16 protein-coding genes are annotated in these 18,134 nt (G+C 49.6%); 8 read left to right on the top strand and 8 right to left on the bottom strand.

The features are described from left to right. Positions 1-114: 114 nt before the first annotated feature. The gene (locus BTV99_RS11760; protein ID WP_075102550.1) at positions 115-1,425 is read right to left on the bottom strand and encodes an O-acetylhomoserine aminocarboxypropyltransferase/cysteine synthase family protein; all 1,311 of its coding nucleotides are present in this window, start codon (positions 1,423-1,425) and stop codon (positions 115-117) included. 285 nt (positions 1,426-1,710) lie between these two features. After that, on the bottom strand, positions 1,711-2,394 hold the full coding sequence (gene nfuA, locus BTV99_RS11755; protein ID WP_075102549.1) for a Fe-S biogenesis protein NfuA: 684 nt from the start codon (positions 2,392-2,394) through the stop codon (positions 1,711-1,713). Between the two features lie 545 nt (positions 2,395-2,939). Here nfuA and BTV99_RS11750 point away from each other — a divergent pair. From BTV99_RS11750 to BTV99_RS11735, 4 genes are all read left to right on the top strand, one after another. After that, positions 2,940-3,917, top strand: coding sequence for an alpha/beta fold hydrolase (locus BTV99_RS11750; RefSeq protein ID WP_075102548.1), 978 nt, complete (start codon positions 2,940-2,942; stop codon positions 3,915-3,917). A 217-nt stretch (positions 3,918-4,134) separates the two neighbouring features. Then, on the top strand, positions 4,135-5,181 hold the full coding sequence (locus tag BTV99_RS11745) for a bifunctional nicotinamide-nucleotide adenylyltransferase/Nudix hydroxylase (RefSeq protein WP_075102547.1): 1,047 nt from the start codon (positions 4,135-4,137) through the stop codon (positions 5,179-5,181). A gap of 153 nt (positions 5,182-5,334) precedes the next feature. Further along, positions 5,335-6,729, top strand: a complete 1,395-nt coding sequence (locus BTV99_RS11740) for a nicotinate phosphoribosyltransferase (RefSeq protein ID WP_075102546.1) — start codon at positions 5,335-5,337, stop codon at positions 6,727-6,729. Next, complete coding sequence (locus tag BTV99_RS11735; RefSeq protein WP_075102545.1) at positions 6,723-7,538, top strand: SGNH/GDSL hydrolase family protein; 816 nt, start codon at positions 6,723-6,725, stop codon at positions 7,536-7,538. The genes BTV99_RS11740 and BTV99_RS11735 overlap by 7 nt, the downstream gene beginning before the upstream one ends. 90 nt (positions 7,539-7,628) lie before the next feature. Here the strand turns inward: BTV99_RS11735 and BTV99_RS11730 are convergent, their stop codons facing one another. Beyond that, positions 7,629-7,907, bottom strand: coding sequence for a type B 50S ribosomal protein L31 (locus BTV99_RS11730; RefSeq protein WP_075102544.1), 279 nt, complete (start codon positions 7,905-7,907; stop codon positions 7,629-7,631). A 430-nt stretch (positions 7,908-8,337) separates the two neighbouring features. Between BTV99_RS11730 and BTV99_RS11725 the strand changes: the two genes are divergently transcribed. Both BTV99_RS11725 and BTV99_RS11720 read left to right on the top strand, forming a co-directional pair. Beyond that, positions 8,338-9,426: a GNAT family N-acetyltransferase gene (locus BTV99_RS11725; RefSeq protein WP_075102543.1), complete on the top strand. Its 1,089-nt coding sequence runs from the start codon at positions 8,338-8,340 to the stop codon at positions 9,424-9,426. Between the two features lie 742 nt (positions 9,427-10,168). Beyond that, complete coding sequence (locus BTV99_RS11720; protein WP_083608643.1) at positions 10,169-11,692, top strand: FAD-dependent oxidoreductase; 1,524 nt, start codon at positions 10,169-10,171, stop codon at positions 11,690-11,692. 194 nt (positions 11,693-11,886) lie between these two features. Here the strand turns inward: BTV99_RS11720 and BTV99_RS11715 are convergent, their stop codons facing one another. Then, positions 11,887-12,570, bottom strand: coding sequence for a TIGR00730 family Rossman fold protein (locus BTV99_RS11715; RefSeq protein ID WP_075102542.1), 684 nt, complete (start codon positions 12,568-12,570; stop codon positions 11,887-11,889). A 317-nt stretch (positions 12,571-12,887) separates the two neighbouring features. Here BTV99_RS11715 and BTV99_RS11710 point away from each other — a divergent pair, with 317 nt between their 5' ends. After that, a complete protein-coding gene (locus BTV99_RS11710) occupies positions 12,888-13,799 on the top strand; it encodes an alpha/beta fold hydrolase (RefSeq protein WP_075102541.1) in 912 nt (303 codons plus the stop codon). A gap of 23 nt (positions 13,800-13,822) precedes the next feature. Here BTV99_RS11710 and BTV99_RS11705 read toward each other — a convergent pair whose 3' ends face one another. After that, positions 13,823-14,530: a putative quorum-sensing-regulated virulence factor gene (locus tag BTV99_RS11705; RefSeq protein WP_075102555.1), complete on the bottom strand. Its 708-nt coding sequence runs from the start codon at positions 14,528-14,530 to the stop codon at positions 13,823-13,825. Between the two features lie 200 nt (positions 14,531-14,730). Between BTV99_RS11705 and BTV99_RS11700 the strand changes: the two genes are divergently transcribed. Next, positions 14,731-15,351, top strand: a complete 621-nt coding sequence (locus BTV99_RS11700) for a M23 family metallopeptidase (RefSeq protein WP_075102540.1) — start codon at positions 14,731-14,733, stop codon at positions 15,349-15,351. Positions 15,352-15,438: 87 nt separating this feature from the next. Here BTV99_RS11700 and phoR read toward each other — a convergent pair whose 3' ends face one another. The 3 genes from phoR to dtd all read right to left on the bottom strand — a co-directional run bounded on the left by phoR (position 15,439) and on the right by dtd (position 18,047). Beyond that, positions 15,439-16,530 (bottom strand): phosphate regulon sensor histidine kinase PhoR, encoded by a 1,092-nt coding sequence (gene phoR / locus BTV99_RS11695; protein ID WP_256713784.1) that lies wholly within the window; start codon positions 16,528-16,530, stop codon positions 15,439-15,441. A 169-nt stretch (positions 16,531-16,699) separates the two neighbouring features. Continuing rightward, positions 16,700-17,404, bottom strand: coding sequence for a phosphate regulon transcriptional regulator PhoB (phoB, locus tag BTV99_RS11690; RefSeq protein ID WP_075102538.1), 705 nt, complete (start codon positions 17,402-17,404; stop codon positions 16,700-16,702). A 187-nt stretch (positions 17,405-17,591) separates the two neighbouring features. Continuing rightward, positions 17,592-18,047 carry a D-aminoacyl-tRNA deacylase gene (dtd, locus tag BTV99_RS11685; protein ID WP_075102537.1) on the bottom strand — a complete coding sequence of 152 codons (456 nt, stop codon included), beginning with the start codon at positions 18,045-18,047 and terminating at the stop codon, positions 17,592-17,594. Positions 18,048-18,134: the final 87 nt, after the last annotated feature.

Raw genomic sequence — 18,134 nt, 5'->3', positions numbered from 1 at the left:
TGCTTAATGTAAAAAAGCCAGATACATAAGGTATCTGACTTAGCAAAAAAACTATCAATCTATTTTAGGACGAGACAGTATAAATAGCGTACGGGTATGGCCAGTATGACGATATTAAGCCGCAGCCAATGCTTGTGCCAGATCGGCTTTGATGTCGTCGATATGCTCGATACCGATAGAGAGACGCACCATGTCAGCACTGACCCCAGCGTTGGCAAGCTCTTGCTCATTGAGCTGGCGATGGGTGGTGGTCGCTGGGTGACACGCCAACGATTTGGCATCACCGATATTGACCAAGCGCGTGATCATCTGCAGCGCATCGATAAAGCGGGCGCCAGCCTCCAGCCCGCCTTTTACCCCAAAGGTTAAAATAGCAGAAGGCGTGCCTTTCATATATTTTTTGGCCAGCTCGTGCTCAGGATGGTCCGATAGACCTGCGTACTTAACCCACGCGACTTTGTCATGGTCGCGCAGATACTCAGCGACGGCCTGGGCATTTTGTACATGGCGCTCCATACGTAGGCTGAGCGTCTCCATACCTTGCAAAATACCAAAAGCATTTAATGGGCTGATTGCCGCCCCAGTATTGCGTAGCGGTGCCACACGGGCACGAGCGATAAACGCTGCAGCGCCGACGTCTTTGACAAAATTGACACCATGATAGCTCTCATCTGGAGTATTGAGCAGCGGGAAACGCTCAGGATAGTCGCCCCAAGGGAACGTCCCACTATCGACAATCGCGCCGCCGATCGAGGTGCCCGTACCGCTCATGTACTTGGTCAATGAATGAATGACAATATCCGCGCCAAACTCAAACGGGCGGCAGAGCGCAGGCGTCGCAACCGTACTATCGATTACCACAGGCACGCCATACTCGTGAGCGATATCACTTAGCGCTTGGATATCTACGATATTGCCCAGCGGATTGCCGATACTCTCAGCAAACACCATCTTGGTCTTATCATCGATAAGATCGCGAATTGCTTCTGGCTCTTTGTGGTCAAAAAAACGTACTTCGATGCCTTGACGCGGTAGCGCATGGGCAAACAAGTTATAAGTACCGCCATATAGTGTCGATACCGCAACGATATTATCACCCGCTTCACAAATCGTCTGAATGGCATACGTGATGGCCGCCATGCCTGACGCCACCGCCAGCGCCCCGATACCGCCTTCTAATGCAGCCACCCGCTCTTCTAGTACCGCATTGGTTGGGTTCATGATACGGGTATAGATATTGCCTGCAACCTTGAGATCAAATAAGTCAGCACCGTGCTGGGTGTTGTCAAACGCGTATGAGCTGGTGTGATAAATGGGTACGGCGACCGCTTTAGTCGTTGGCTCAACTTGGTATCCGGCATGGATGGCCAAGGTTTCAAGACGCGGTGTATTCTGGTTTTGCTGGTCTGGTTGTCCGTCACTCATACTGTGCTCCTATGTAGGTATTTATGATTCAATAAGGATATCATGATAAAAAATGTCAAATCGTTATCTTCACGCCGCTGTCGCTAAACGCCGTCTACAAAAACGACAGGCATAAAAAAAGCTGAGTTAATCATAACTCAACTTCTTTATGAAAAGAATAGCAAATCATTCATCTCTTAATGACAAAAATTCATAAGCGACCATACTATTTGATCTAAGTAGCTTTATTTAAGACTTAAGTAGCGTTGTCTAAGCTGAATGGTTTGAGCGACTTTGCCGCGCCGATTATTTATAATACGCATTTTCAGTACGACTGTGGTCGGTTTCGTCAACCACTTGCGTCAGCTCAGGAATTTGCTGCTTAAGCTGGACTTCGACACCTTGGCGCAAAGTCATATCCACCGCTGAGCAGCCCTGACAGCCACCACCGAACTTTAGCACGGCTGTCAGACCAACGCCTTCTTCGTCGATCAGCTCTAGCAAGTCCACCATACCGCCGTGCGCGGCCAAGCCTGGGTTAATCTCTGATTGCAAGATATAGTTGATACGCTCTTCGACACTGGCATCAGCACCGACCTTTGGTACTTTTGAGTTTGGCGCACGGAAGGTGAGCTGCCCACCAAAACGGTCTTTATTATAATCAATCACCGCATCTTCTAAGTACGGCACTGAAGCCGCCTCGATAAACGCAGAAAAATCGTCATACGTGAGCACCAAATCCGCGCTGTCTTCTTCGCCTGGCTGATTGTACGCCATGCAGCACTCGGCGCGCGGCGTACCTGGATGCTCAACAAAAATACGGACACCGATACCGTCGGTGTCTTGCTTGGCCAACAAATCAGCCAAATAACCTTGCGCCGACTCTGTGATAGTGATGTTACTTTTTACGTCCGCTTGCTCAGTATCTAGCGCTGACTCATAGTCTGCTGACTGATCCAACTGATTAGCAGCTTGATTGTGCTCACTCATAATGTTTCCTATGTGTTATGACACAAACGCGATACCTGTCGTGGCTACTGTGTCGTGAATGTAGAGTGTGTAACGATAAGGGGGTACCAACTGCACCGATTTATCATCTGATGGGCGTGTCTGTCACGGGTTGCTCACGCCCACCAAGGCTTTGTGGCATTTATACTCATTATTATAGCGTATTCAGGCGACAATTCCGACTGCCCCACTGTGAATTAACACCGCTTGCAGATAGCCTTGCCCTGGGTCTGATCGTTGATATGCTCTCCTTTATATAAAGACGACTCTCATATTTATCAAGCAGCACCTCCGTGGTTGTTGCTCAACGCTTGACGCTTTGACCTCTGATGCTCTAATTCTTGATGCTCTAATTCCTAGCGCCTTATTTCTGACACCTTTATCCTTTATCGCTCAATTTGCTTCATTCATATACTCATTTGGCTCAGTTGGTCACAAAACGGCCATCAAAGACTCATCAATTATGGTATAACTAAGCGGCAGTTATAGGGATATTGTGATAAAAACTGAGGGTAAAAGAGCGCTTTATGATGACACGGACGCGGCATCTCGTGACGACCAAGGACGGCGAGCAAATAGCCGTTTGGCGGGTAGCAAACAGTATCAAACAACACGCAGACGCAACGGCTGGCGCACCTTGCGCCCCTGACACAAGCGTCAAGGCACAAAATATATTTTTGACTCATGGCACCTTTTCAGACAAACAAACCTGTCTAAAAATCGCCGAGTATCTGGCCGGTCTAGGCCATCAGTGCTACATCATGGAGTGGCGCGGCCATGGCGACAGCCCAGCGCCTAAAGAGGCGTTTGATTTTGAGACCGTCGCAACCTATGATTATGAGGCGACTTTTCGCTACTTTTTTGATGAATTACAACTCAATAATCTGCACTGCGTCACCCATAGCGGCGGCGGCGTGGGCTTGACGATGTTTTTGATTCAATATCCAGATTATATCGATAAAATCAACAGCGCCACTATGTTTGCCTGTCAAGCGTTTGGGGCGGCCGCCAGCCCTATCAGCTACGCCAAAATACTTGCCGCCAAGCTTGTGACAAAAGCGGTCGGTTATATCCCTGCCAAAAAGCTCAAACTGGGGCCGATCAACGAAAGCTATCACACCATGAACCAGTGGTTTGATTGGAACTTACAACAAAACTTTAATAGCAGCCGCAAACAGACTGCCGACAATGCCCCTTTTGATTATCGACAGCACATGCCGATGGTTACGATACCTATCTATGCCATCAGTGCCAAGGGTGATAACTTCATCTCCCCAACCGCTGGCTGTCGGCGGTTTTTTGATGCCTTTAACCGTGCTACTAATAGCAGCCCTTCTTCTGCCCCCACCTCTACTAATAATAACGCTACCAATGTCTTTCGAGAGTACGCGCGCAGCCGTGGTGATTTGGACGATTATACCCATAGCCGCATTATGATTAGCCGTCATGCAGCGACAGAGATTTGGCCAACGGTCGCCGCTTGGATCGAACAGCACGCCAGATGACTTGATCGTTATAGCGCCAGATGATCACCACCGTAAAGGCGTTAGCGCCTGCTCGCTCCTTTTTTGGTAAATCAGCAAACCCATACCCAGCAAACCCATACACGGTATAAAACATCTTTGCACTTGTCAGTGGCGCTGCTGCTGTGTCAGTATTGGCAGCATGGTTTTTAGCCTTTATTTTTATTAACGACATATCAATGGCAGGACAGTGGCACATATGGGTGATTCAGTAGAGCAGCAAACAGATAAGCGCAGACACTATCGTTATCTGGTCTTTATCGGACGTTTTCAGCCTTTTCATCGAGGGCATAAAGCGGTCGTCGACGAGGCGCTACAGCGCGCTGATGAAGTGATTATGCTGATTGGCTCAGCCAACCTACCACGCAGCCTACGCAATCCTTTTAGCGTCGCTGAGCGTGCCGCGATGATTAAGGGCGCGTACTCATCTGCTGATGCCGCGCGCATCCACTGCGTGGGGTTAGATGATGCACTATATAATGACACGCGCTGGCTTCAATACGTACAAGCCGGCGTCAAATCTGTCACCGGTGATTTGCAAAGTGATATCGGCCTGATAGGCCACTCAAAAGACAGCTCGTCGTATTATCTATCACTGTTTCCCAACTGGGACTCTGTCTCTGTTCCCAATTATCACAACCTATCAGCCACACCTATCCGCGACAGCTATCTGATGGGGGCGACGCCAACACCTGAGCGTACGCCTGAGTCCACCCGTCACGTGCTCGATGATTTCAAAAAAACCGAAGACTATCAACAGCTGCACGAAGAAGCCGATTTTATCGATAAATATAAAAGACAATGGCAGGCTGCGCCCTATCCGCCCACCTTTATGACTGCTGATGCGCTGATTGTACAATCAGGCCATATCTTATTGGTAGAGCGCCGCAGCATGCCAGGACGTGGGCTTTGGGCGTTGCCCGGTGGGTTTGTGAACCCAAAAGAGACCTTGTTTGATGCCTGTATCCGTGAGCTACGCGAGGAGACACGGCTCAAAGTCCCTGAGCCAGTATTACGCGGCTCTTGCCATAGTCAGCATACCTTTGATGATCCGTACCGCTCCGCGCGCGGTCGTACGATTACCCAAGCGTTTTATTTTCAGCTAAAAAACGACCCAAAAGGCTTGCCCAAAGTCAAAGGCGGCGACGATGCGGCCAAGGCTTTTTGGCTACCGCTGGCTGAGCTGGACGCCACCATGATGTTTGAAGACCACTATGCGATCATTACCAAAATGGTAGGGCTATAATTGGCAAACAGCGCACTGAGTCTTTATGATTATTTTATTAAAAAACAGGCTAAGTAACGTTTTTATGCCGGCACCGATAGACGGTAACGGCTCACCGCCGCAGCTGTCATATATCAAGGCAGCCGCGGCATCTCAACGCAGAGGAGTTCTGTGATGTACACTGGCAATCTGAGTAACTTAATCTTAAATAGCGACAGCTACAAGACCTCACATTGGGTGCAATACCCAAGCGGTAGTGAGTATCTGTCAAGCTACATTGAGGCGCGTAAAGGCGACTACGACGTGGTGTTTTTTGGTCTGCAAGCTTTTATCAAAGAGTACCTCAGCACCCCTATCACCCATCAAGATATCGATGAAGCTGAAATGGTCATTCAAGCGCATGGCTTGACCTTTAACCGTGCAGGCTGGGAGCGTTTGGTCGATAAACACGGTGGCTACCTGCCACTACGTATCGAGGCCGTCCCTGAAGGCAGCATCGTCCCTGTCTCAAACGTCGTCTGCCAAGTCATCAATACCGATCCTGAGTTTTATTGGCTACCAAGCTATATCGAGACCGCACTGCTACGCGCTATTTGGTACCCCTCCACCGTCGCTAGCGTCTCGCATTACTGTAAAGGCATCATTCGTCAGGCCCTAGAAAAATCTGCCGACAATAGCGACTCGCTTACGTTTCGGCTGCATGATTTTGGCGCGCGCGGTGCTTCTAGCCAAGAATCAGTCGCTTTAGGCAGTTTGGCGCATTTAGTAAACTTTGCAGGGACCGACTCGATGACGGCGCTGGTCGCCGCCAGCCGTTGGTATCGGATGGATAAAGACATGCCAGCGTTTTCGATTCCGGCCGCCGAGCACAGTACCATGACCGCTTGGGGCCGCGACAGCGAGACAGCCGCCTTTGCCAATATGCTTACGCAGTTTGGCGGCGCGGGCAAAAGCATCTCTGTGGTCTCTGACAGCTATGATTTATGGAACGCCATAGATAATATCTGGGGCGGCCGCCTCAAAGACGAGGTCAAAAACATGGGCGGCACGCTGGTCATCAGACCAGATAGCGGCGAGCCTGCCAAAGTGGTACGCGAAGCTTTAGAGCGCTTGGCTGTGAAGTTTGGCACCACCATCAATAGTAAAGGCTATAAGGTATTGCCAGATTATGTGCGTATCATCCAAGGCGATGGCATCAGCCCAAACACTTTGGGCAGCATCATCGATGTGGTGCTAAAGGCTGGGTTTAGCGCGGATAACATCACCTTTGGGATGGGCGGCGGATTATTGCAGCAAGTCAACCGCGACACCATGAGCTGGGCGATGAAAGCCAGCGCCATTTGTATCGATGGCGTTTGGAAGGATATCTATAAGGATCCTGTGACCAGCCGCTCAAAACGCTCAAAAAAAGGCCGCTTGGCGTTGATCAATCAGACCCAAGGCCAACCAAAAACCATCAAGCTCGACGACTTATCGACTGCTGACAACCTACTACGCGATGTGTATGTCGATGGTAAGCTGTTGATCGACGACAGCCTGACTACTATTCGGGAGCGTGCAGGATGGTAGCTTCTCTAAATTTATCCAAAAAAGATATGCTGCTTGCGCCAATTTATCTGTACCAAGGTATCAAGGTCAAACGTGATACGGTACGCCTCCCTGAGCCTACCGGTGAGAGATGCGGCCGGGTCACTCTAGTATCAGCGACTAAGATGCCCGCCCAAGCATCGAAGCCTGCCCTACAGTTGATGATCGTCGGCGACTCCGCAGCAGCAGGGGTCGGGACGTTGACACAGCAAGAAGCGCTGGCAGGCAAGCTAATCCCCATTCTGCAGCAACAGCCAATTATTCATAGCCAGTTTGCTGAGATTGTCTGGTCGTTGCAGGCGATGACGGGGCACACCAGCTTTGATATTTTGCGGCGATTGTATGTGCTGTCTGCGCCCAGCCAGCCTGTTGATATCATGGTTTTGAGCGTCGGGGTCAATGACACCACAGCAAACGTCTCCCCCGACCAGTGGCAACAGCAACTCGAGCAGATCATCGCCATTGCTCAGCGCAAGTTTGGCGCGCGCAAGATTGTCTTCTCTAGCCTACCGCCGATGGCGCAAATGCCAGCATTACCCGCGCCGCTCAACGCCTTTATCGGTGCCAAAGCCATGGCGCTCGATAAGGTATTACAAAACGTGTGTCAGGCTCAGGGCGGTGTACACTACATGGCGGCTGACTTTGCGATGATGGCCGAAATGCACAGCGGCAGCGGCTCCATTGATAGCGCGGCGATGTTTGCCAGTGATGGCTTTCACCCCAGCAGCTTGACTTATGGCTTGTGGGCGCAGCAGCTGGCAGCACTAATCGCACAGCTCCTTGAGCGCTAACAGATGCTGGCTGATTTGACATAAAAAAACCGCTGAATGATCAGCGGTTTTTTTATACTGCGCCATATAACATGACGCGATAAGCGCATATTACTCAGCAGAGTCAGCCGCTTTTTTGCTACGGCCACCGAATGCACCAAAGCGTTTGTTAAAGCTAGCAACACGGCCTTCAGTAGAGGTTTTACGCTGCTCGCCTGTATAGAATGGGTGCGATGCACTTGAGATATCAAGTGGGAAGTATGGGTATTCTTTACCTTCGTACTCACGAGTGGCTTTTGTGCTGACCGTTGAGCGAGTCAAGAAAAACACATCAGCGTTGGTGTCGTGAAACAAAACTTCTTGGTAGTTAGGATGGATATCTTTACGCATAATAATCTCTCTATGTCCGATGTATGTATCAGGCGGCTTGATGAGCAATCAAACACATGCTGGCATACGTAACTGAGGCACTAAGGACATGTCTAAGAGTGGCAACTGCATCACTGGCTTATTCCAGCACCCAACACCACGCCTCTGTTCACTTAGCCTTTCCCCAGCGGGAAAATCAAACCGCGATTTTAACGGTTTTTGGCATTTGATGCAAGAGCGTGTCCCAACTTTGCGCGGCATCTTTTACCCACACTAGAGCCGTGCTGGCGCTTTTACGCCGATCCCTACTAAATTAAAAACCTGTGCTCAGCCTTCTATATTCAATATATTACATAAAAGCCTTTCTCTTCTTGTTTACCCCTTGGTTTGTTGGTATATTCATATATACGGGTTTATGAATATAAAGGCAAACCTCTGAGGGAGCAGAAGGATGGATACCGTACAGATAGACTTTCTTAATATCGATCAACAGTGGGACAAAAAGATAAAACACTGTCATTTTGATATATATCATTTATCGGGCTGGGTGACGGCTTCGGCGATAGTCGATAAAGGTACGCCGATGGGACTGATGGCCACCTATAAAAACAAACAGCTTTTTTTGCCCATTATCATCCGTGAAATAGACTCGGCATACTGGGATGCAACCACCACTTACGGCTATGGTGGCCCACTGATGGACAAGTCGCTTAGTGATGCGGAGGCAGATTATATGCTGCAGGCAGTGAAAGAGCGGCTTTTTGCTAAAGGCTGCGTGTCGTTATTTATGCGCCTGCACCCTATTATCAATAAAGACTGGATACCGACGGTTGGTAAGGCTTTGACTCATGGTCTTACGCTGATGTCTGATCTGAGTCAGTCTGAGGCCGCGCACTGGAGCGAGACGCAAAACCGTCATCGCCGAGGCATCAAAAAAGCCATCAAGCACAATGTCGTGACCAAAATTGAGCGGCTGACCAAAGCCAGTGCGCTGGTGTTTTCTACCATTTATAAAGAAACCATGGCGCATGTGCAGGCCGATCAATACTACTTTTTTGATGACGATTACTTTTTTAATCTGCTAGAAAACCTACAAGAGCGGATACTACTCATCACCGCCTATCAAGACGATACGCCGATTGCGTCTGCTATTTATACCCTCTGCCGAGAGTCTGGCATCATGCAGTTTCACCTCGGCGGCACGTGCGGTGCCTACTCTCATCTGCAGCCCTCCAAGCTAATTACCCATACCGCCCGCAATTGGGGTAGAGAAAATAACTATCAAATTCTCCACTTAGGCGGCGGTGTGGGCGGGGCGCTGGATTCTTTATACGAGTACAAAAAAGGCTTTAGCTCACAAGAGTTGCTGTTTAAGACCTATAGGCTCATCATCAATCCAGACAAGTATGCCAAGCTGGTAGCCGCGCGTAGACTGACCCCAGACGAGTCACATTCAGACTTTTTCCCCTTATATAGAAAACCTGCCACTACCGTGCGTGCGGTAAAAACCGTACCAGCTGAAGCGCTCGCAGATATATAGAGCGCCCTTCACATTCGTCTTTTATACGACCATCATCTGAATCACCATCACCCTAACCGTCATAAGCCAACACAAAAAGCAGCCACCATCATGGCTGTTCTTGACTAGGGCGTATCTTCATTCTAAAAATATGGATAAAGATAAGACACATTGCTGTCAAATAAAAAAAGTGAAGACCAGTAGCGCTGTCGCTGTTTTAAGGTTTATTCACTATATAGCGCAGGCTAAAAACGCGGCGTTTGTCTCAATATATACTGTTACAAAAGCCGGATTATTTTACAAACATCAACGCTACTTGCAGCGGTCACCCCTTATCGTTTTGGCTAATTTTTATTCTAAAACCACCAGACTGCCTACCTTTTATACCACGGCGCCTTGTCGCTTTATACAGCCTATGGGTTGTCATGCTCTCGGCTCTACTGACAAAACTCATGCATGTACTTACGTATTTGTCATCTTATGCTCGCCTCAACTTTCGTAAAATATCCCCTATATTAAAACAGCTTTATACGAATGATCAGCATTGACTAACAATGACGATAAGATGTTGAAGTTGGCGATAGGCGCACGCATATTAAAAGCGACCGACCCTATAATCAATAAGTGCAGCCTAAGCGCGGCTCAGGCTATCAAGGATATGACAACGACAATGACGCAATCCGTTTATCACAACACCAACTCTAGCCATAGCGGCATACCAGCCAATACAGCCACTGATGCAGCATCGGCGAAGACGGCGGACATGCCGCGACCGGCAAAGCGTGTGGGTATCTTAGGCGGCGGCACGGCAGGCGCGACGATTGCCATTCGCTTGGCTGCATTGGGGCTTGAGACGTATGTGTTTGAAAAAAAACAATCTCTCATCGACGGCCCACCAATGTGCCACTTGCATGCCGGCGGCAACTTGTATCGCGAAATCCCTGATGAAGACTGCGTCGCCTTACTCAAGCAGTGTATCGATATTTTGCGCTTATACCCTTATACCATCGATGTGCGCCCTACCGTGTTCGCCGTCCCGACACGCGATGAAGGCTTGCCTGAGGATTTGTTACCACGCCTTGATATTTTGACAGACGCCTATCGCGAGCTGATTGCGCAGGACCCAAACAATAAAGTCTTGGGCGAGCCTGAGGACTACTATCAGCTCTATAACCATGAGCAGTTGCTGGCGCTGGCCGAGCGTGAGCAAGTCGCCATCCCTCGCACAGTCGATGAGTGGATGATACCAGTTGCCAAGTATCTGGATTTAAACAAAGTCAAGTTCCCGCTTATCGTCGTCCAAGAGTACGGCTGGAATATCTTTCGCCTTGCCGCGTCAGCACAGCTAGCATTGGCAGAGTATGAGCACGCTCATGTGTTTACCGATACCACGGTGACACAGGTCATGCCCGTCGATTGTGAAAACTGTACAAACGCCGATCACCATGTGACCAAATGGCGCATCGACTACCAATCAGCAAGCAGCTCTACAGAGGCGGTGCAAGAAGACGCGATCGAGGTCGACTACCTGATCAATGCGTGCGGATTTCGTACAGGGGTCATCGATGATATGGTCGGTGTCTCCGTCACCCGTATGGTCGAATTTAAGTCCTCCTATATCACCCACTGGGGCGAAGCTGGTGGTCAGATACCCGAGATCATCGTCTATGGCAATCGCGGCACCCCTGAGGGAATGGCACAGCTGACGCCTTATCCTGATGGTTACTTTCAGATTCATGGCATGAGTCATGCCATTACTTTGTTTGATGATGGGTTGGTGGCGTCGAATACTGACAGCGCCCAGCCCAAGCTACCGCAGCAGTACGTACACTACATCGAGGATGGCTGGGACAAAGCGCCGCTACAAGCGCGTAGCCAACAAGCCATCGATTATGTGGCGCAGTTTGTACCGACCTTTCATAGTGCTCGTAGCGTTGGCAATGCCCTGTATGGTGGGCAGCAAATCCCTGGAGAAGACGATACTTTGCGCGTCGCTGACGTCAGCTTGTACGCTGATATCCGCTATGCCCGTGCAGAAAACGTCAAAGCCTCCTCGACCTTGATTGCAGCGGATCAAATCGTCAATGAGCTGGCTGAGCTGGGTTTGGTGACAACAGATACGCCCGCAAACCGTCACCGCTATGCTCATAAATGGCCATATCTGGCGCACAACGATAGCTTAACCATCGATAGTGTGGCTCGCGAGCTGGCTGAGCAGCGCGGTTTTCCAGTGGCCATGGCGGGAGTAAACCATGGTATCCGTGAGGCCATACTGTCCAGCTTATGAGGCATCGCTGATCTTGGCTTATTTTTGCTTCTATCCCGCTCACAGCGCAGACGAAGCAAAACCCCCACTCAATAATTCAATAAAAAAAGCGCAGACCACCGTTATTGGATAGCCTGCGCTTTTTGCCCTCTGAGCGTCTTGCTCTCTGAGAGCTTTAATCTCTGGATTTGGCAGTCTTTGAGTCTTTGCACATTTTAGCTTTCGCTACCCGCCATTTTTTCGGTATCGACAGCATCGTCGATGGTGACCACAGTCTTTAGCATCTCAATCGCTTCACCGATGGTATTACATACCACCAGACGCGCCAAATCTTCTTGCTTCATAAATCCTTGCTCAGCGGTATAGGCTAAGTGATCTATCATTCGGTCATAAAACCCATTGATATTCAGAATAATCATGGGTTTTTCGTGCTGATAAAGCTGACGCCACGTGGCAATCTCCATGATCTCCTCGAGCGTGCCAAGCCCACCTGGTAAGGTGATAAAAGCATCGGCATACTCTGCCATGACGGTTTTGCGCGTGTGCATGGTGTCGGTCAAATGTAGGCGCGTCAACTGATTGTGAGCGATTTCGTGTTTGAGCATAAAGGTTGGAATCACACCGACCGCTTGAGCGCCGCCGTTGACGACCTCATCCGCCACCGCCCCCATCAGCCCGATGCTAGCACCGCCATAGACCAGACCCATGCCGTTTCTTGCCAGCGCAAGACCCAGCTCGCGAGCGGCTTGCTCATACACTTCATGATTACCTAGGCGCGAGCCACAATACACCGCAACCAGTGGCATGGTCAGTGAGGATTTATCGACGGCTTTTTCGATATTGGTGATATCTTGACTGGTGATTACTTCATAAGTGTCGTTATTGATTTTCATTTGCATAGTGTTTCCTTAATTTTTATATTATTGTTTTTAGGTGAGTGCTCAGTTGACAGATGACAATAAAAATGTGACAAAGCGCCGCTCCAGTCATAGCGTATAGAACTTACAAGTCATCATTGCCCGCCTCACCTACCCTCATTTATCTTAACATAAGCGGTGCTGTTACATGAGCTTGATATCATCAAAGCCGCGCATCAGAGCCTCATAACGGACTGACCATCACGCCGTTAGAGCCAGCCGAGCTGCCCAAACCTTGTAGCCGCCATAACCACAAAACGCCAGCCCCCACACTATAGATCAGACCATAAGGCCGACTCATGGAAGAACCGCAAAACCCCCTACCAACAGACAGCCATGTCATAACAACCGATGCCCTGAGTATCATGACTGAACGCAATCAGCCGCTAGCCGCGACAGTATATCGCCCGCAAGATACGATAAAAGCGGCGGTCATGATAGCGCCTGCCACTGGCATTAAACGTCAGTTTTATCACCACTTTGCCACTTATTTGACTACCTGCGGTTTTGGTGTAGTGACCTTTGACAACGAAGGTATCGGCGAGTCGTTAAGCACCGAGCTGTCCAAATGTGACGCCTCATTGATCAGTTGGGGGCGTCACGACCTGCCAGCCGTGCTTGATGCCCTGCAAGATGAGTTTGCCGATACCACATATCACATCATCGGTCACAGTGCCGGCGGTCAGCTGATTGGCTTGATGCCAAACTATCGGACCGTACAGTCTGTATTCAATGTCGCTTGCTCGTCAGGGCAAATCAAAAACATGGACATGCCCTATAAGCTCAAGGCCATGGGTTTTATGGATGCTTTTATTCCACTTAGTAACTTGGTATTAGGCTATACACCAGCGGATAAAATCGGTATGGGCGAGCCATTACCACGCGGCGTTGCTCGGCAGTGGCGCGAGTGGTGCAATGGCGCAGGCTATATCAAAACCGCCTTTGGTCACAGCATACATACTCATTTTTACGATGAGCTTAGCATGCCCGCTTTGTGGCTAGGGTTTAGCGACGATGATATCGCCAACAGCGACAATATAGACGACATGATACGTGTGTTTACCAAGATGCCTGCCAAAAAGCGTTTTTATACCCCACAAGATTTTGGTTTAAGTCATATCGGTCATATGCGCTATTTTAGTCGCCGCACCCATGAAAAAGCCCCAGCACTATGGCAAATGGCGGTGGACTGGTTGGAGCAGCAGTGTTAGGGCATGGCTTTTTAAGGCATGCGTCAATCTTTTTGCGCATCTTCTGCTTTGACGCGTTGGCGTAGAGCAGAGTACAGCGACGGCTGCAAATTATGAATATTACCTAGCATCCACTTGATATAGCCAATGGGCAATTCGGTGATAAGTCGGCCTTTATATTTGCCAAATGGCATCCTACTGGCAGGATTGGCTTGATTGGCGATGGCATGAGCCGCAGCAAAGTCTGTCGGCGCGATTTGTAGACGCGTGCAGCATGCTTGATACAGCAAATAACACATACGGGCGTCACCCAGCGCATCATGGGCGGCGCAGGTCAGCTCACTCGCTGCAGACTTACCCAGCAATTGCTCGATACATTTAGACTGACCGTAGTAGCGCCACTCTGGGAAGGCCACACGGGCGAGCCGCACCGTACAGATCAGCTTGGTAGTCGGACGGCCTATCACGCGCCAGTCAAAGCGCACATTATGGCCGATGAGGTAGGTGGGCAAATCAAACGCTTGTAGATCAAAACGCTCAAGACCCGCCACATCATCGTCGGTGATACCGTGTACTTTGATGACCACCGGTGAGATGGCACGGCCACTATTAAAGTACTTCATCCACTCAAACCCCGTCGCTACGTTGATGGTAGCAACCTGAATCGGTCTTGGGTCACGGCCTTGATCGGTTTCGGTATCGATAACCAAAGCAGTATCAGTCAGACTTGGTATATTGAGGCAATCAGTCATAAAGCTCGCTGTAGCGCGTTGGGTATCCATAATCGATAACAGTCTGTTTTATCCAGCGCAAACAACGCACGGTATCCCATAGACTGCCTTGTGTTTATGGGGCTAAAAGCCAAAGATAACAAGCAGATATAACAATGCGATACAAACCTGCTAGCGCAGGTCTCTTATAATATCTATGACCATACTGACAAAGGATCGCTATGATCGCCGATGGCAACAAGCCACCACCAAGGCCCAATCCACCACCGCGGCCTAGGTTTTTTCGCCGCCTGCTCAAACTGCTGATTAGAGCAGCAGTATTGTTGATGTTATTGTTTGTATTAGACAGATTATGGCCCAGCATCAGCCAGCAAACCCAATCCTTTGTCATCGCCAAATGGCAACAGCTCAGCTTATTGCAGCAAGATCTGCCAACAGAAAACAGCCTGCCCTCGCCACTGCCTCAGCAAAACCTAAGCGACACGTGGGGCGCAGCGCGCAGTCAAGGCCGCACACACGAAGGGATCGATATATTTGCCGCGCGAGGCACACCGATACAAGCGACGACAGCAGGCATCGTCAGTAAGGTTGGCGAAAACACCCTAGGCGGGCGTGTGGTGGTCATCGTCGGTCCTGGCGGCGCTGGCCACTACTATGCGCACTTAGAGGAGTATGCCGATATCGCCCCCAATGACTGGGTCGATGCGGGTGATATCATCGGCTATGTCGGCGATAGCGGCATCGCCAAGGGCACACCGCCGCACTTACATTATGGGATTTATATCCAAGGCAATGCGGTCAACCCCTACCCGCTTTTGCAAAAATCCGAGCCTGCCCGGTAGCCTGTCATGATAAGCACGACGATTGCTTGCGTATCCATCTGACATTGGCTAATAGCCATCAAATATTATATTAATAGCCATCAAACCTCAGCTAATGGCCGCAGAGCGCACGTAATTTGGCGGAAACACCGCACTAAATGTCGAGCCGCTGCCTTCTACCGACTTGATTTGTAGGTTGGTTTCATGCTGGTATAAGACGTGTTTGACGATAGCCAGCCCTAAGCCTGTGCCACCTGTGGCACGGCTACGACCCTTGTCGATACGATAAAAACGCTCTGTCAGGCGGGCAATGTGCTGCGGCGCAATACCGATGCCATTGTCCTCGACGGCGAAACGGCAACCCTCTGCTGTTTTGGTCCAGCTGATGGTGATATCGCCACCTTTTGGCGTGTATTTAATCGCATTGATCACCAGGTTGGATAAGGCACTGGTCAGATATATCTCTGAGCCGTACAGCCCATCATAGGTATCTATCTGTAGATGGATGCTATGACCGTACTCTTGATTGTAGGCCTGTGCATCATCATAGATATGAGTCAGCAGCTTGATCATATCGATATAATGCAGCTCATGAGTCTCTTCGATTTCGATACGCGATAGCAGCAATAAATCATTGACGATTCTATTCATGCGCGCTGTCTGCTGGGTCATCAGCTCAAAGCCGCGCTTCCAGTGCGGCGGCATGTCTGGCTGATCCGAAAAGTTCTCTAAATACCCCATCATCACGGTCAGCGGCGTACGCAGCTCATGCGAAACGTTGGCCACAAAGTCGCGGCGCATCTCTTCTAGATGATGCAGACGCGTCACATCGTAGATGATCAATAGCTTTTCGTCGGCAAATGGGGTCAGCTCACACTTTAAATAGCGCTCAGGCGCGCGCCATGACTTTATATGTACACCTTCGTCAGCCAGCGTCGGCGCTTGATAGTACTGACGAAACTCAGATGCGTCAATAAAGTCAAAAATACATCGGCCTTTATCTGCTGCCTGCAATAATAGTAAATCTTCAGCGGCCTGATTCCACCACTCCAGACCATCACTGTCATTGAGTAAAATCACCGCATCGCGCAGCGCCCGCAGCGCACTTCTTATTTTTTTTAATTGATCGGTGGTGTTTTGTAGCGCTATCGGCTCTGAGATATCTTGTTCGATACATTGCTTTGACATTATGTTACTCATCCATTTTTCGTGACCTATTTTTTGCCCTACTTGTTATCTCGTTATCATAATGATGATTATCTCTATCTGCTAAGTAGCCCTTACTGATAATCACTTACTGATAATTATGGTGATTATAGCTGGACTGGCAACAGAATTGCGGCGGCTATTTTGACAGTATGAGCGCCGATCACTTGGCCTCAACAACGCTTGAGAAGCGATAACCAGTACCGCGCACCGTTTGTATCAGCTTATCGCAGTCATGAGGGCGCAGCAGTTTGCGTAGGCGTTTGATATGCACATCGATGGTTCTGTCTTCGATATAGACATTGCCGCCCCACACTTGATCAAGCAGCTGGGTGCGCGTATAGGCACGCTCAGGATGACTCATAAAAAACGCCAACAACCGATATTCAGTCGGTCCGACATCGATGATTTGCCCAGACGCCATGACTCTCTGGCTTTTGGGGTCGAGGCTTAACTTGCCTATCTCAATAGTCTTGTCGGCGCTCAAAGCATTGCTACGGCGCAACACCGCTTTGATCCTTGAGATCAGCTCGCGCGTCGAAAAAGGCTTGGTCATATAATCATCTGCACCCGCATCCAGACCGTGCACCTTGCTGTCCTCTTCGCTTTTGGCTGTCAGCATGATGACGGGTATCTCAGCGAGTAGCTCATCACTTTTGAGCATACGACAAAAATCAATGCCGCTTTTGTCCCCAGGCAGCATCCAATCTAGCAAAATCAGCGCTGGCCGATGGTCGACCACTTGTTGGTGCGCCTCTGATACGTCCGTTGCCTGCAAGCTATCAAAACCGGCCATCTCTAGCGTCATTACGACCATCTCGCGGATTGCAGGTTCGTCTTCAACAATCAAAATTTGCTCATTATACATAGGGTATTCTCAGTGATAAGGGACAAAACAGACGTATAAAAAAGAGCGATAATCACTCGCCACTGCTTGCCTATTAAACGCGGTAATTGTGACAGTTTGATGACATTTGTCATTTAAGCGGCTGCTATAGACCAAGCCACTTCCCTTAAACAGACGGCACTCACCATCATGATTCACATTTGATGCTTTAGCTCACGTCTAATATAAAATTCAGTGGCCCATCATTGATACTCGCAACCTGCATGTCTGCGCCAAACTGACCCGTCGATACCTGAGGGTGCTGACTGTTGGCATAGTCGACTAGCTGAGCAAACAGTACGCGCGCTGCCTCTGGTGGCATGGCACCGCCAAAATCAGGACGCCGGCCTTTGTCGGTCTTCGCCATCAGGGTGAACTGTGATATCAGCAGCAGCCCGCCAGCGACTTGCTGGACATTTTTGTCCAGTTTGCCATATTTGGTAGGGTCATCGTCGTTTTCAAAAATACGATAGCCAAGGATTTTATCAATCATTCGCTTGGCCGTTTGTAGGTCGTCTTCAGGCCCCAAGCCGATATATGCCAGCACGCCGCGCTCGATACGCCCGACACAACCCCCATCGACGCTGACGCTCGCACCATGTACCCGCTGTATCAATGCTTTCATTTATGCTCCCCTTACCAATTATGCTCATACAAACTTAGGCCGTCCATGATAAAATATCATCATTTATTTGCCTATTTATTACTCTCT

The organism is Psychrobacter sp. Rd 27.2 (assembly GCF_001921755.1).
Classification (GTDB): domain Bacteria; phylum Pseudomonadota; class Gammaproteobacteria; order Pseudomonadales; family Moraxellaceae; genus Psychrobacter; species Psychrobacter celer.
This window is presented reverse-complemented; position numbering and strand designations above follow the sequence as displayed.